Here is a 13,505-nt window from a genome sequence, read left to right as displayed (position 1 = left end):
TTTTTTGTATAACCTCCTTAAAACAGCACATTCTATTACCATCACGTTAAGGAGGGAATTTGTGTTGAAAAAAATATTGGCAATTCCGTTTATGTTTCTTTTTGCAGGTGCATTAGTTGGTTGTGGCATGAATGATAATGACGAAGCAGGTCAAAATAATGATGTCATAAACGAAGATGTGCATGATCAAGGTACCAACAATTTAAATGACGATACAAACAATGGTACAGGTACTAATAATAATACTGTTGGTGATGATGAAGTGCTAGATACAGATGATGGCATGGGCACTAACAATGGTACTACAGATGGCACGAATGGTACTAATAATTCTACTGGTGGTACAACGAACGGTACGACTGGTGGAACAGGTGGTACTATGAATGGTGCTGGTACAGGCGGAACTACAGGCGGCAATGGTGCTGGTGGAACAGCGACAGAAGGTAATGAATCAAGCGGTACTGGAACTGGTACAGACGGAACTACTGATATGAATAGAGCAGATGAAAATAAATAAATGACTAAGGATAAAGCTGATTTCAACTTTGAAATCGGCTTTATTTTTTGTGGAAATTTACGCGTAAATAGAGGGAGTTGATAATATGTTAATAAGAAAAAAGCATTTCAAATGAAAAGGGGCTATGAAATGATTCGTTATCCACTTTTTAAAAAGCCAGTAAAAGTTGGTGTTACTTCACCCTCATCCGGACTGCATTTAGAACAACATTCCTTATTGGAAGAGGCAGTTTACCGAATGGAAGGAAAAGGCTATCGGTTTAAAATAGGACAAACTTGTTGGACTCAATATAAAGCCCGATCTGCCCCCGCGAAAACAAGAGCAGATGAATTAAATTATATGCTGCAAGATGACTCAATTCAGTTGATTTTCCCTCCCTGGGGCGGAGAATTATTAGTCGAAGTTCTGGAGTTTATTGATTTTGATAATATCAAGTCAAAGTGGGTTCTTGGCTATTCAGATATCAGTGTACTTTTGCTGGCCATGACCCTAAAGACGGGAATTGCTACAGCCCATGGACCAAACTTGATTGATTTACGTGGACAAACCTCAGATCCAACAACAGCAATGTGGGAGAAGGTACTAAGTACAAAGGATGGGGAAGAAATCATCCAGTATCCTTCCGAAATGTACCAGCTAAGGTGGCAGCATGAATATGTTACTGATTGGGTCTATCATTTAACGGAGCCTACAAAGTGGAAGACCATTAAAAATACGCCTATTTATATTAAAGGCCGCTTATTGGGTGGTTGTATTGATGTAATACGTCATTTGATCGGTACACCATATGGGGATGTCGGGCAATTCCAGCAAAAGTACATAAACAATGATCCTATTATATGGTACCTTGAAAATTGTGATTTAACGGTGCCGGATTTACGTAGATCGCTTATTCAAATGAAGCTGGCAGGATGGTTTGAACATTGCAGCGGGATTCTATTTGGCAGAAGTACTGCAAATGAAACAGTAAATGATTATCACATTCTAGATGTCTATATGGAGCTAGCTGAAGAACTGAACTTACCGATTGCGTATGATATTGATTGTGGACATATGCCGCCACAACTTACCTTTATCAACGGGGCATATGCTGAAGTAAGAATATATAACACTAATGGAAATATGATTAAGCAAGTCTTTAAGTGCTAACATGATTAAAAAACAAGCATCTCAATATGTGTGAGATGCTTGTTGCCTTTAGAATATTTTGGCTTTCTTCTACTTCACGATGAGTGCTGGACAGTTAACGCGTTTCATCACTTTGTGACTTACGCTCCCTAATACCATCTCCTGCAGGCTATTAAGACCACGACTGCCAATCACAACCAATTCGGCCTGTTGTTCATTTGCATATTTGACGATTTCAGGACCAGGTGTGCCATGCAGGAAGGTTACTTTATAAGAAACATTGGATTCTTTTATCAATTGTTCTACTCTAGCAATTTTTTTGCGTCGCTCTAAATTCCTTGCTTCACTCGAGCTTGAGTGCAACACATCGGATTTTGATTGATCAAAGTCTACCACATAGACGATTTCAATCATTGAATCCTCGTGACATGCGGCAATTTTAATGGCTTCTTTTGCAGCACGGACAGCATTTTCTGAGCCATCGGCAGCTAGTAAAATATGTTTATACATCCCGTTAACCTCCTAATGTGATGAAGATACACCTTGTAGTTTCGATAGTATTTTCTTGCTGGAAGCATCTAGTTCGACAACTTCGACTTCAATCCCTTTTTCTTTTAAAAGATCTTCTACTTTCACAAGTGCACCAACACCTGAATCATCCCAAATTCGGCTATTTGAGAAGTCAATTTGGATCGTACTACTGTTAAAATCATTATATTTAAAGAAGTCGATAAAAGAATCAGTGGAAGCAAAGAAAAGTTGCCCATTTACATAGTAACGATTATTCTCTTGTGTGATTTTGACGGAAGATATCTTAACCACAAAAAATACAGCACTTAAAATGACTCCGGCAATTACTCCTTTAGAAAGGTCATGCGTCCAAACTACGCTTACAACTGTTGTAAGCATGACAATGGCATCAGTACGGGGAGCTTTAGCGAGATACTTGAATGAAGTCCAATCAAAAGTACCTATACATACCATAATCATGATCCCTACTAAAACAGGCATCGGGATTTTGACAACTAAATCGCCCAGCACAAGAATTAAAAACATAAGGAAAATCCCGGCAACCAATGTAGAGAGACGTCCACGTCCACCAGACTTTACATTAATGACAGATTGACCGATCATCGCACAACCGGCCATTCCTCCAAAAAAGCCTGTGACAATGTTCGCAATCCCTTGTCCTCTTGCCTCCTGGTTTTTGTTGCTCTCAGTTGCTGTCATATCATCAACAATTTGAGAGGTTAATAAGGATTCCACTAAACCGACTATGGCAAGTGAAATGGAGAAAGGAAAAATGATTTTGAATGTCTCCAGATTGAAGGGAACATCCGGAATAATGAACGATGGCAGTGTTTGTGTAATTGTTCCAAGATCACCAATCGTCCTTAAATTAACCCCGCTAAAAATAGCAACAATAGTTAAAGAAACGATCGCAATAAGTGGTGCTGGAATCACTTTTATAAAACGTGGTAATGTATAAACAAGCAGTAAAGTGATTCCCACAAAGACATAGGTCATGTTGGAAATACCGATAAAATGCGGTACTTGAGCCATAAAGATTAAAATCGCCAGTGAATTAACAAAGCCAATCATGACAGCATTGGGGATAAACTTCATTAACTTGGCTACTTTCAGTAAGCCAAAGAGTATTTGAATGACTCCGGTTAAAAGGGTTGCGGCAAACAGATACTCTAAACCGTAATCTCTTATCAACGGAACCATTACCAGGGCCATTGCACCGGTTGCAGCCGAGATCATCCCAGGACGACCGCCTGCAAATGCAATAGTGACTGCCATCGTAAAGGATGCATACAGTCCTACCATTGGGTCAACGCCGGCGATAATGGAAAAGGCAATGGCTTCGGGAATAAGTGCAAGGGCTACGACAAGACCGGATAAAATATCGCCTCGGATATTGCCAAACCATTGTTGTTTTAAACTTTGCATGGTACTCTCCTTTATAATAAAAATTCTTTGGTTATCATACCACTTTTATTCCTAAAAAGGAACATTTTTAGGAAAGATGTGAGGAGTGAATAGAATGATTTATGGGTATATACGCCCTTTGTATAACGATGAAAATTGCGAACATCAGTTGAAACAGCTTCAAAACTGTGAAGAGCTCTTTCGGGAATCACACGGTTTCCCCAAAAAAAGAGAAGAACTTGAACGAATGTTAATGGGTTTACAGAAGGGGGACGTCATTATCGTTGAAAGGATGTTTGCAGTAGCTGACACGACCAGACACCTGATGGAACTACTCAAATTATGTGAAAAAGACGGGGTGACCATTCAATTTATAAAGGAAGGGATACAGAGCAGGGAAGCCCTATCTTTAGAGCTACCGGAAATTCTAGAGCAGTTGATTGCCTTTCAATCAGATATTGTCAAACAGTCAACCATTCTCGGAATTGCCAATGCCAAAGAACAAGGCAAATCGATTGGACGGCCTAAAAAATCGGACGAGAATATAAAAAAGGCCATCTCCATGTATCATTCAGGGAATTACACACTACTTGAAATCAAAAATGAAACCGGTATCAGTAAATCAACACTTTATCGATATTTGGAATCGGTTGAAGGAGTATAACACAGCAGTTAGCCTCAAAAGAGAGTCCCGCGCAGCCTGATAATAAGTAGGTAGGTATTAAGAGGTTGCTTCTCGGGGCGCGATGCCATTAGAAATATGCGATTAGGGGAAGTGAGGTTGCATCTCGGAGCCCGAAGAAATCAAAAATAGGCGATTAGGGGAAGCGAGAGAGCATCTCGATGCCCAATCAAACCGAATTTAGTGAGAACAGGGCAAAGAGACGCCTCTCGTAAAAGGTGTGATTACTTTACTATCAGCAGAGCCGCTCACAGTCAGCTTTAGCTACATCACGGTTTCTGTTGTTGCTTGAGAACAGCGCTCAGAGACAGGTCCGATCGAATTGAGGCTTCTATTGTCCGTGAGACCACCGCTCAAGGACAGGTTCAGCCGAATTCGGGTTTCTATTGTCCATGAGAATACCGCTCAAGGACAGGTCCGACCGAATTGAGGCTTCTATTGTCCGTGAGACCACCGCTCAAGGACAGGTGCGGCCGAATTCGGGTTTCTATTGTCTATGAGACCACGCTTAAGGACAATTCCGGCTCCAGCGAGGTTCCATTGTCCGTGAGATCACCGCTCAAGGACAATTCCGGCACCACCCGAGGTTCTAATGTCCATGTGACCACCGCTCAAGGACAATACCAGCTGCAGCCAAGCATCAAATGTCCATGAGACCACCGCTCAAGGACAATACCAGCTGCAGCCAAGCATCAAATGTCCATGAGACCACCGCTCAAGGACAATTCCGGCCCCAGCCAAGCATCAAATGTCCATGACACCACTCCTAAAGGACGATTCCGGCACCACCCGAGGTTCCCTTGTCCATGAGACCACCGCTCAAGGACAATTCCTACTCCACCCAAGCTTCTATTATCCATAAGAAAAGCGGCTCACAGTCACGTTCAGCTACATAATGAACTTTTACTGTTTACAAAATGCTTTCTGAGTAATCTACCCTAATTTAAGTAAGATTGCCAACACCAACACCCCAAGATTGCAGCCCACTGTAGCCCATACTTCATCAATCAACCAACAAGCCGAACTAAAAAAGAGAACCCATTACACTGGGTCCCCCACAATCTACAAAAATATTAATATGCAGTCCAGCCCGCATCTGCGGCAATCACTTGACCATTTATGAAACTTGATTCGTCGGAGCCCAGGAATAGTGCAAGTTGCGCGATTTCTTCGGGTTTACCTACTCGTGGCATTGTACCACTGCCAGTCATTTGGCGGCCCATACCGAATTCTGATATGTTTGTCATCGAAGCACCGATATTCGTTTCCACGCCGCCTGGTGCGATTCCATTGCAACGGATGCCGGAATTGGCATACATGAAAGCCGTATTTTTTGTTAAGCCAGTGACAGCATGTTTTGAGGCTGTATAGGCTGCACCTGCTCGGGCACCACGTAATCCACCAGCAGAAATGTTGTTGACGATGACGCCATGGCCTTGCTCTAGGAAAATATTTGTTGCGATACGCATGGCGCGCATTACACCAGTTGTATTTACGGCAAATACACGATCCCATTTTTCATCTGAAATTTCACCAACTGGCTCCATGCCGTCCATAATGCCGGCATTGTTAACTAAAATATCCAATTTACCGAATGCAGCCTTTGTTTCAGCAAACAGGTTTTCTAGATCAGTTAATTCAGCAACGTTTGTGCGGTTCGCAATAGCTTCTCCACCAGCAGCTTTAATGCTTTCTGCTACAGCATTGGCTCCCTCGAAATTGTAGTCGGATACTACAACTTTTGCGCCTTCTTTTGCATAAGCTTCCGCGATGGCTTTCCCCATGCCTGAAGCTGCCCCTGTAACGATTGCCACTTTTTCCTGTAATCTCATCTAAAAAAACCTCCCAAAATAAATTATTGAACAGTTGTACAATAAAAATTATAAATGAATTAAGTAAACGCTTTCAATCAGCAAAAAAGAGTATAATGTTGAGTAATGAACACATTCTGACTTTTTTGTTCAAGAAGAGGTGAAAAAATTTGGGCCAAGTTGATCTAAGAGTGGTGAAGACGAAGGAAGCACTTCACAAAGCATTACTAACTTTGTTGAAAAATAAACCGCTGGAAGCCATTTCAATCTCTGAAATATGCAGGATTGCCAAGGTCAACAGAGGTACTTTTTATTTGCATTACACACAAGTAGGGGATTTATTTGGGGAATACTTCAAGGAAATCATGGATGATTTGGCTAACTCTTATCAAGAGCCTTACCGACATGTGGCAAAGCTTAATCCAAAAAAATTAAATCCTTCAACTGTTCGGATCTTCCATCACGTAGAGAGATATAAAGAATATTATCGTATCATATTATCTAAGAATGTACCCCTCACCTATTATTATTTATTGCTTGAAGAGGTAAAAAATTTATTAACGGGCAACCTAGAAAAAGACTATAAGAGTGCAGAGGGGATTGACCCAAATTTACAAGCTTCCTATGCAGCGAATGCTATTCTAGGAATAATTATTCAATGGTACCAGGATGACTTTGAGCAGAAAGCGAACTATTTGAATGAACAGCTTGTAAAAATTCTGAGACTAACATAATTTTTTCTAACATTTCGCCTATGGATAGGTTAGAATTAGACATTATGCTTCGTAAACCGAAATGAGAGGAGACTTTTATGCTTTCAAAGTTTTTTGCTTATTATAAACCGCATAAACGGTTATTTGTGGTCGACTTTTCAAGTGCGATTATTGTAGCCATTTTGGAATTAGCATTTCCAATAGCTGTTCAGTGGTTTATTGATGAGCTACTTCCAACAAATGAGTGGGGAATGATTGTCAAAGTAAGTATTTTACTATTACTGGTATATGTGTTGAGTACAATTTTGAACTTCATTGTCAACTACTTAGGACATAAATTGGGGATCAATATCGAGACCGATATGCGGCAGGATTTATTTAACCATTTCCAAAAGCAGTCTTTCCGATTCTTCGATAATAATAAAACGGGTCATTTAATGAGCCGTATTACAAATGATTTGTTCGACATCGGCGAATTTGCCCATCACGGACCGGAAGACTTTTTCATCGCCATTATGACGTTTATAGGGGCATTTGCAATAATGTTCAATGTCAATTCGACGTTGGCCCTTGTCGCTTTAGTGGCAGTACCGTTTTTAATTTGGATTGTTACATACAGCAACAAGAAGATGAATGCTGCCTGGAAAGAAATGTACGGCAAAATTGCAGATGTTAATGGTCGTATTGAAGATAGTGTTTCTGGAATTCGCGTAGTGCAGTCCTTTACAAATGAAAAGTTTGAAATGGAACGTTTCCGTGAGCAGAACGGGTTATTCAAAACTGCGAAATTACTGGGTTATAAAGTTATGGCTGGAACGCATTCAGGAATTTACATGATGACAAGGCTATTAACTTTAGTCGTGCTGGTGTTTGGAGCGTGGCTGAGCTTTAACGGGAAACTAACTTATGGAGAACTCGTAAGCTTTGTACTTTACACAAATGTGTTAATTAAACCAATCGATAAAATTAGTGCGCTGCTTGAGTTATATCCAAAAGGAATGGCAGGATTTAAACGATTCCAGGAGATGCTGAACGAACAACCGGAAGTGCAAGACAAAGAGGGAGCAGTTGATGTTTCTTACCTACATGGAGACATTAAATTTGAAAATGTTACTTTCGGATATGAGGGTGACAAAGTCATTTTGAATGATATTTCATTCGAGTTAAGAGCGGGGGAAATGACAGCTTTTGTTGGACCTTCCGGAGCAGGGAAAACAACGATTTGTTCGTTGATTCCGCGTTTTTATGATGTAGACAGCGGGGCCATTTCAATCGATGGGATGGATATCCGTGATATGTCAAAAAGTTCATTGCGTGACCAAATCGGAATTGTTCAACAGGATGTATTCTTATTTACAGGGACAATTCGCGAAAATATCGCTTATGGTAAACTTGGAGCTTCAGAGGAAGAAATTCTGGAAGCACTCCGAAAAGCACATTTAGAGGATTTTGTTAATAACCTATCTCATGGGTTAGAAACAGAAATCGGTGAGCGTGGCTTAAAGCTTTCTGGAGGACAAAAACAAAGACTTGCGATTGCTCGAATGTTCTTGAAAAATCCGCCAATTCTTATTTTGGACGAGGCAACTTCTGCTCTTGATACAGAAACAGAAAAGATTATTCAAGAATCACTAGCTGAATTAGCAGAGAACCGAACAACTTTGGTTATTGCCCATCGACTGGCTACCATTAAAGATGCGGATCGCGTGATGGTCGTAACGCAGAATGGAATAGAAGAAGACGGTTCATACAATGAGCTAGTTGCAGATAATGGAATCTTTGCAAGACTACATCAACATCAATACAGCTAAAATAAAGGAATGTCCCAAAAGTTTGTTCTAACACAAGCTTTGGGGCATTTTTGTTTGGAAATTTTTCCGTGCAATCCATGAAGTCTAATCCGTTTGGAGTTTTTAATAAAAAGTAATCTTGCTTCATAAGTGAGGTAGGTATAAAATACCCATACAATATAGGTGACTTTTATACTAAAATAATAAAAACTAAACATTTCCAATTTATTATTGAGTATAGGAGGAAGTGGGGAATTTGAAATATAAAGAGCCAAGGTTGAACATTTTAAAACGCCTTTTTAATAATGAAGAGGTTCTTGAAACGACCGAACTGAAAGAAAACAGTGATATTAATCATAAACATGCAGCACCTTTGGATGAGAAAGGCATTGAAAGCGAAATTGATAATTTCCAATATATATTCGATCACTTATCATCCGGGATTTGGATGCGTGAGGAAATACACGGTGAATTAGTTTACGCCTCAAAGGGTTTTGAGGAAATTCTACAGATTCCTTTGACTAAGATTTATGATACACCTTCTTTGAGATTTCAAATGGTACATCCTATGCATAAAAAAGAAGTAGCAGCTAATTTTGAACTGGTTGCAAAGGGGCAATCGGTCCAGATGCTTTATCCAATCACTGATGGAAAAGGGCAGAAGAAGTGGTTGCTGGAGCAAATAATCCCCAGAGTTAAAGAAGAGGGAAGCGTAACACAGATTTTCGGCATGATCACGGATGTCACTCATGAAATGGATATCGAAGAAAAACTGAATTTCCTGGCAAACTATGACTCGTTAACACGCCTGCCAAATCAAAAAAGTTTGTTTGAGCAGTTGGACAATTATTGTAGGGAAGGCATGAACTTTGCGCTTCTTTATTTGGATATTGACCGATTCTATATTATCAATAACTCCTTGGGGTATCAAATCGGAGATGAAGCACTGAAAAAGATTGCACTTCGACTATCCGATTTAACTCCCCAAGATGGTTATCTAGCACGGTTAAATAGTAATGACTTTATTCTGCTGGTGAAAAACTATGATGACGAAAAAGAAGTTTATCAGTTAGCAGAAAAAATACTCCGTTCTTTTGAAGAGCCCATTACTATCCAGGATTATGTGCTGCATATGACAACGAGTATCGGCATAACATTTTTCCCTGAGGAAGGGGATCGTAGGCTTACTTTGTTGGAAAATGCTCATACGGCTCTCTATCAAGCAAAGCGGCAGGGGAAAAATAATTATCAGTTGTTTTCACACTCCAGAGATATTCCATCCTATAAAAAGTATGTCCTTGACCGGGATATGCGCCAAGCTTTATTGAATGAGGAGTTCACTTTATATTTTCAGCCTCAGGTTGAACCGAGTAAAGGGTTCATTGTAGGAGCAGAAGTGCTTATCCGCTGGCAGCATCCGCAATGGGGAGATGTTTCACCGGCGGAATTTATTCCATTAGCGGAAGAAAATCATATGGTCAATCAAATTACTGATTGGGAAATCGAGAGGGTTTGTGCCATTCTCCATGAGTGGAAGCAAAAAGGGTACCGTCTCTATCCAGTATCGATTAATATTTCGCCGATGCGTTTTATGAAAAAGGGCTTGGTTGAATTTGTGCAGACTCAATTAGAAAAATATGATGTAAAGCCCCATTACCTACAATTGGAGATAACAGAAAGTTCTCTCTTAAAAACGGATCAGACGGTTTTAACTATTTTAAAGGAGTTGAAATCGTTAGGAGTGAAAGTGGCGGTGGATGATTTTGGAACGGGGTACTCCTCCTTGGATTATTTAAGAAAAATAAAACCGGATACCATGAAAATAGACAAAACATTCATTAGCAATATTAAAAGTGACAGTGAAATCGATAAAGGGGTAATTGCTTCCATTTTATTTTTAGGAAAAAGATTGGATATGAAAGTTGTTGCCGAAGGGGTGGAAGAAAAGGACCAACTGGAGTTTTTAAAGCATAACGAATGCGATATGATTCAGGGTTTTCTCTTTTCGGAGCCTGTTGCGAAAGAAAAGTATGAAAAAATGATGCAGGTTGGGTATCTGAAAGCAGTACAAAAATCGAAAAGAAAAGGCAGTCTGCGGGAAAATCGGAAATTTTATCGGTTTGAATTACCTGTTCATATCCAAGGTGAAATGACGATTGCAGAAGTCAATGATCAGGTTGTACAGGTTGGCTCGACCCCGATTTTAATTGAAAATTTAAGTTTGGGCGGTATTAGGATTTTATCGAATTTAAAACTGCCGGTGAACTCCAATATGAAATTTAAATTTGAGTTTAAAGTACTGAGTGAAGTGATTGAAGTCTGTGGGAAATTGCGCTGGATTGAAGAGGAACTTCCGAATGTCTATTCATATGGGGTGTTATTCAATTTAAATCGGACTTTAGAAGATCACTTGGCAAGACTCATAAATCGAATGACCACTCTAAGAATAAAAAATCAACCGATTCCCGACACGGAATTTGTTTACGATCAAGTAACCAAATTTTTTAAAAAAGCGTAATAAAAGCCATATAGACCCTTTGATTCCAAACGTTCTATATGGCTTTTAAATATTAGTTGAGGTATTGGAGTACCTTCCCTACAACTTGCTCTCCAGCTTGTACCCATTTGTGTTTGTTTTGGATTTGCCCATCCTTATCAATAGGAGTCTGGAATTGACTAAATCCTGTTGGATCAAGGAGTGAGCCTTCATCAAAGTCTAAACCATAATTAACAATATGCTTAATGACATAAGGTGTTTTAAATTGTATATGTGCATGATCAGAATCGAGCTCCCCACTAATGACAACGAAAGGCAGCCTTAAATAGATTGTCTCCCCATTTTGTCTAGACAGGATCGCATCGAAGAAGCCTCGGTCATAATCCCAGTAACCCCCAAGACAAAAACCATAGTTTTTAAGTTTGTCACGCAAGTAACCGAATTGTGCATGTTTTCCTTCAAGTTCAGATTCAAATTGTAACATTGGTCAAATTCCTCCATATATTTCTTGCTATGAAAATAGGATAGACAATTATGGAAGAAGCGATACATAAAACTTATATTGTCATTTATAAGCTATCAGATTGGCTTTTAATGAGGTTTTTCTTCGGAATCTGCTTTTGCATGTTGGGCACAGGATAATAAGTTCAAAAACAAAAATTTCTTCTCTTATATAGAAAATAGTGCAGATGGGTTTTTACCGAACCTGGACATTCCTTTAAATTGGGTGTAGACTAAAATAGTTAGTTAGGGTAACTATCTATTTGGAGGTTGTGAAATGAATAATTTGGAACCAACCCTTTTTGATAGCTATAGGGATTTGTATAGGCCGTATGTAAATGCAGTAAACAATCGATTAGCAAAGCACCAGCTATATACATCTCAGTGGGTCGTACTGCGTTTAATCAGCATTAAGGAATCCTGCACCTTAGCCGAATTGGCAAAGGAAACACGTGTAGAAAAACCGAGTGTTACTAGAATTATTCAAAAGCTGATGGAACTTGGCTACGTGGAAATCAAACAAGGGGAAGATAAAAGAGAAAAGTATGTACAGCTTACCGAAAGAGGGGCTGAGGTATATGCATCTCTACAATTAGAGTTGTCTTCGTTTTTTAATGAGCTTACGGTGGGAATTGACTCAGAGGATCTCGAAACTACTCGAGTTGTATTGAATCAAATTTTACAAAAGTTACTAAGTTAGGAGAGTTAGACGTGTTAGACAAGGAGCCATTATGGACCAAAAATTTTATCATGATTTCGTTAACCAACTTCCTGGTTACATTAATATTTTATTTGTTGCTTGTAGTTATCGCAGGCTATGCTGTAGATGAATTTGATGCATCTACTAGTACGGCAGGATTAGTCTCCAGTATCTTTATCGTAGGATCATTATTGGGACGATTATTAACAGGACGTATTATTACCTCCATGGGAAGCAAAAAAACCTTTCAAATTGGATTAATCGCTTTTTTCATTACTACATGGGCATATTTTATTGCCGCGAACTTGCCGGTATTAATATTGATTCGTTTATTGCACGGAATTGCAGTAGGGATTATTGGGACAACAACAGGGACATTAATCGCACAGATTATTCCTCCATCAAGACGTGGTGAAGGAATCGGCTATTTTAGTATGAGTGCTGTACTTGCGACAGCCATTGGTCCGTTCATCGGTATTCTGCTTACCCAAAATACAGATAGTTTTACATCAATCTTTTGGTTTAATGCCGTCTTAGTAATTGTCTGTGTATTAATGTATTTCACAGTGAACCTGAATCATATAAAGACACCGGCGAAGGTGACGGAAGCACCGAAAGTAAAGGGCTTTAAGCTAAGTAACTATATAGAACCAAAAGCACTGCCTATATCCATTATCGTGCTATTTATTGGTTTTGCCTATTCAGGGGTTATGTCGTTTCTATCGTTCTACTCAGAAAGTATAGATTTAGTAGAGGCAGGGAGTTTCTTTTTCCTTGTTTATGCTATAACAATACTATGTACTCGTCCGATTACCGGTCCATTAATGGATCGCAAAGGGGCTAATATTGTATCTTACCCGGCGTTTGTTATTTTTGCTATCGGAATGCTGGTTTTCAGCCAAGCGACAAACGCATTCCTTTTTCTAGTTGCAGCAGGTCTAATAGGAATCGGTTATGGAAACTTGAATTCGATTGCACAAGCACTAGCAGTCAAATCGACAGAACCTCATCGCTTTGGTTTAGCAACATCGACTTATTTTATATTCCTCGACCTTGGATTGGGGATAGGGCCGTTTATTCTAGGGTTGGTAGAACCGCACACAACCTATCGGATGCTCTTCTTGGCAATGGTACCTATTATTCTAGTTTCTCTGGTTTTATACTATTTCTTAGTCCATAAAAAATACCAGGCGCTCAAGCAATTGTGAATTGTTCGAGTGCCTGGCACTTT

12 protein-coding genes are annotated in these 13,505 nt (G+C 39.6%); 8 read left to right on the top strand and 4 right to left on the bottom strand.

Going from position 1 to position 13,505, the window contains the following annotated elements; genetic code table 11:
* Positions 1 to 61 precede the first annotated feature (61 nt).
* Complete coding sequence (locus QYB95_RS13880) at positions 62 to 517, top strand: hypothetical protein (protein WP_301138940.1); 456 nt, start codon at positions 62 to 64, stop codon at positions 515 to 517.
* Positions 518 to 646: 129 nt separating this feature from the next.
* Positions 647 to 1,666, top strand: a complete 1,020-nt coding sequence (locus tag QYB95_RS13875) for a S66 family peptidase (protein WP_301138939.1) — start codon at positions 647 to 649, stop codon at positions 1,664 to 1,666.
* 69 nt (positions 1,667 to 1,735) lie between these two features.
* On the opposite strand, the gene QYB95_RS13870 is transcribed toward QYB95_RS13875, so the two are convergent.
* Together QYB95_RS13870 and QYB95_RS13865 are read right to left on the bottom strand one after the other, a co-directional pair.
* Positions 1,736 to 2,155, bottom strand: a complete 420-nt coding sequence (locus tag QYB95_RS13870) for a universal stress protein (RefSeq protein WP_301138938.1) — start codon at positions 2,153 to 2,155, stop codon at positions 1,736 to 1,738.
* A gap of 12 nt (positions 2,156 to 2,167) precedes the next feature.
* Positions 2,168 to 3,601, bottom strand: a complete 1,434-nt coding sequence (locus QYB95_RS13865; protein ID WP_301138937.1) for a SulP family inorganic anion transporter — start codon at positions 3,599 to 3,601, stop codon at positions 2,168 to 2,170.
* 94 nt (positions 3,602 to 3,695) lie between these two features.
* Here QYB95_RS13865 and QYB95_RS13860 point away from each other — a divergent pair, with 94 nt between their 5' ends.
* Complete coding sequence (locus QYB95_RS13860; protein WP_301138936.1) at positions 3,696 to 4,244, top strand: recombinase family protein; 549 nt, start codon at positions 3,696 to 3,698, stop codon at positions 4,242 to 4,244.
* Positions 4,245 to 5,335: 1,091 nt separating this feature from the next.
* Here QYB95_RS13860 and QYB95_RS13855 read toward each other — a convergent pair.
* Positions 5,336 to 6,094: an SDR family oxidoreductase gene (locus tag QYB95_RS13855; RefSeq protein ID WP_301138935.1), complete on the bottom strand. Its 759-nt coding sequence runs from the start codon at positions 6,092 to 6,094 to the stop codon at positions 5,336 to 5,338.
* Between the two features lie 149 nt (positions 6,095 to 6,243).
* Here QYB95_RS13855 and QYB95_RS13850 point away from each other — a divergent pair, with 149 nt between their 5' ends.
* The 3 genes from QYB95_RS13850 (at position 6,244) to QYB95_RS13840 (ending at position 11,094) form a co-directional block, all read left to right on the top strand.
* The gene (locus tag QYB95_RS13850; RefSeq protein WP_301138934.1) at positions 6,244 to 6,807 is read left to right on the top strand and encodes a TetR/AcrR family transcriptional regulator; all 564 of its coding nucleotides are present in this window, start codon (positions 6,244 to 6,246) and stop codon (positions 6,805 to 6,807) included.
* A 77-nt stretch (positions 6,808 to 6,884) separates the two neighbouring features.
* The gene (locus QYB95_RS13845) at positions 6,885 to 8,597 is read left to right on the top strand and encodes an ABC transporter ATP-binding protein (RefSeq protein WP_301138933.1); all 1,713 of its coding nucleotides are present in this window, start codon (positions 6,885 to 6,887) and stop codon (positions 8,595 to 8,597) included.
* A gap of 235 nt (positions 8,598 to 8,832) precedes the next feature.
* On the top strand, positions 8,833 to 11,094 hold the full coding sequence (locus QYB95_RS13840) for an EAL domain-containing protein (protein ID WP_301138932.1): 2,262 nt from the start codon (positions 8,833 to 8,835) through the stop codon (positions 11,092 to 11,094).
* A 52-nt stretch (positions 11,095 to 11,146) separates the two neighbouring features.
* Here the strand turns inward: QYB95_RS13840 and QYB95_RS13835 are convergent, their stop codons facing one another.
* Positions 11,147 to 11,557 carry a YugN family protein gene (locus QYB95_RS13835; protein ID WP_301138931.1) on the bottom strand — a complete coding sequence of 137 codons (411 nt, stop codon included), beginning with the start codon at positions 11,555 to 11,557 and terminating at the stop codon, positions 11,147 to 11,149.
* 294 nt (positions 11,558 to 11,851) lie between these two features.
* Between QYB95_RS13835 and QYB95_RS13830 the strand changes: the two genes are divergently transcribed.
* Together QYB95_RS13830 and QYB95_RS13825 are read left to right on the top strand one after the other, a co-directional pair.
* On the top strand, positions 11,852 to 12,274 hold the full coding sequence (locus QYB95_RS13830; RefSeq protein WP_301138930.1) for a MarR family winged helix-turn-helix transcriptional regulator: 423 nt from the start codon (positions 11,852 to 11,854) through the stop codon (positions 12,272 to 12,274).
* Between the two features lie 50 nt (positions 12,275 to 12,324).
* A complete protein-coding gene (locus tag QYB95_RS13825; RefSeq protein WP_301139008.1) occupies positions 12,325 to 13,482 on the top strand; it encodes an MFS transporter in 1,158 nt (385 codons plus the stop codon).
* Positions 13,483 to 13,505 lie beyond the last annotated feature (23 nt).

The organism is Ureibacillus aquaedulcis, assembly GCF_030418165.1.
GTDB lineage: Bacteria > Bacillota > Bacilli > Bacillales_A > Planococcaceae > Ureibacillus > Ureibacillus aquaedulcis.
Note: the sequence above shows the minus strand (reverse complement) of the source record. Positions and strands in the feature narration are given on the sequence as shown.

What these genes read in the sequence shown, in the direction of transcription:
- QYB95_RS13875 (WP_301138939.1), top strand. Translation starts at nt 647, where the DNA reads ATGATTCGTTATCCACTTTTTAAAAAGCCAGTAAAAGTTGGTGTTACT.
- QYB95_RS13870 (WP_301138938.1), bottom strand. Translation starts at nt 2,155, where the DNA reads ATGTATAAACATATTTTACTAGCTGCCGATGGCTCAGAAAATGCTGTC.
- QYB95_RS13865 (WP_301138937.1), bottom strand. Translation starts at nt 3,601, where the DNA reads ATGCAAAGTTTAAAACAACAATGGTTTGGCAATATCCGAGGCGATATT.
- QYB95_RS13860 (WP_301138936.1), top strand. Translation starts at nt 3,696, where the DNA reads ATGATTTATGGGTATATACGCCCTTTGTATAACGATGAAAATTGCGAA.
- QYB95_RS13855 (WP_301138935.1), bottom strand. Translation starts at nt 6,094, where the DNA reads ATGAGATTACAGGAAAAAGTGGCAATCGTTACAGGGGCAGCTTCAGGC.
- QYB95_RS13845 (WP_301138933.1), top strand. Translation starts at nt 6,885, where the DNA reads ATGCTTTCAAAGTTTTTTGCTTATTATAAACCGCATAAACGGTTATTT.
- QYB95_RS13835 (WP_301138931.1), bottom strand. Translation starts at nt 11,557, where the DNA reads ATGTTACAATTTGAATCTGAACTTGAAGGAAAACATGCACAATTCGGT.
- QYB95_RS13830 (WP_301138930.1), top strand. Translation starts at nt 11,852, where the DNA reads ATGAATAATTTGGAACCAACCCTTTTTGATAGCTATAGGGATTTGTAT.
- QYB95_RS13825 (WP_301139008.1), top strand. Translation starts at nt 12,325, where the DNA reads ATGATTTCGTTAACCAACTTCCTGGTTACATTAATATTTTATTTGTTG.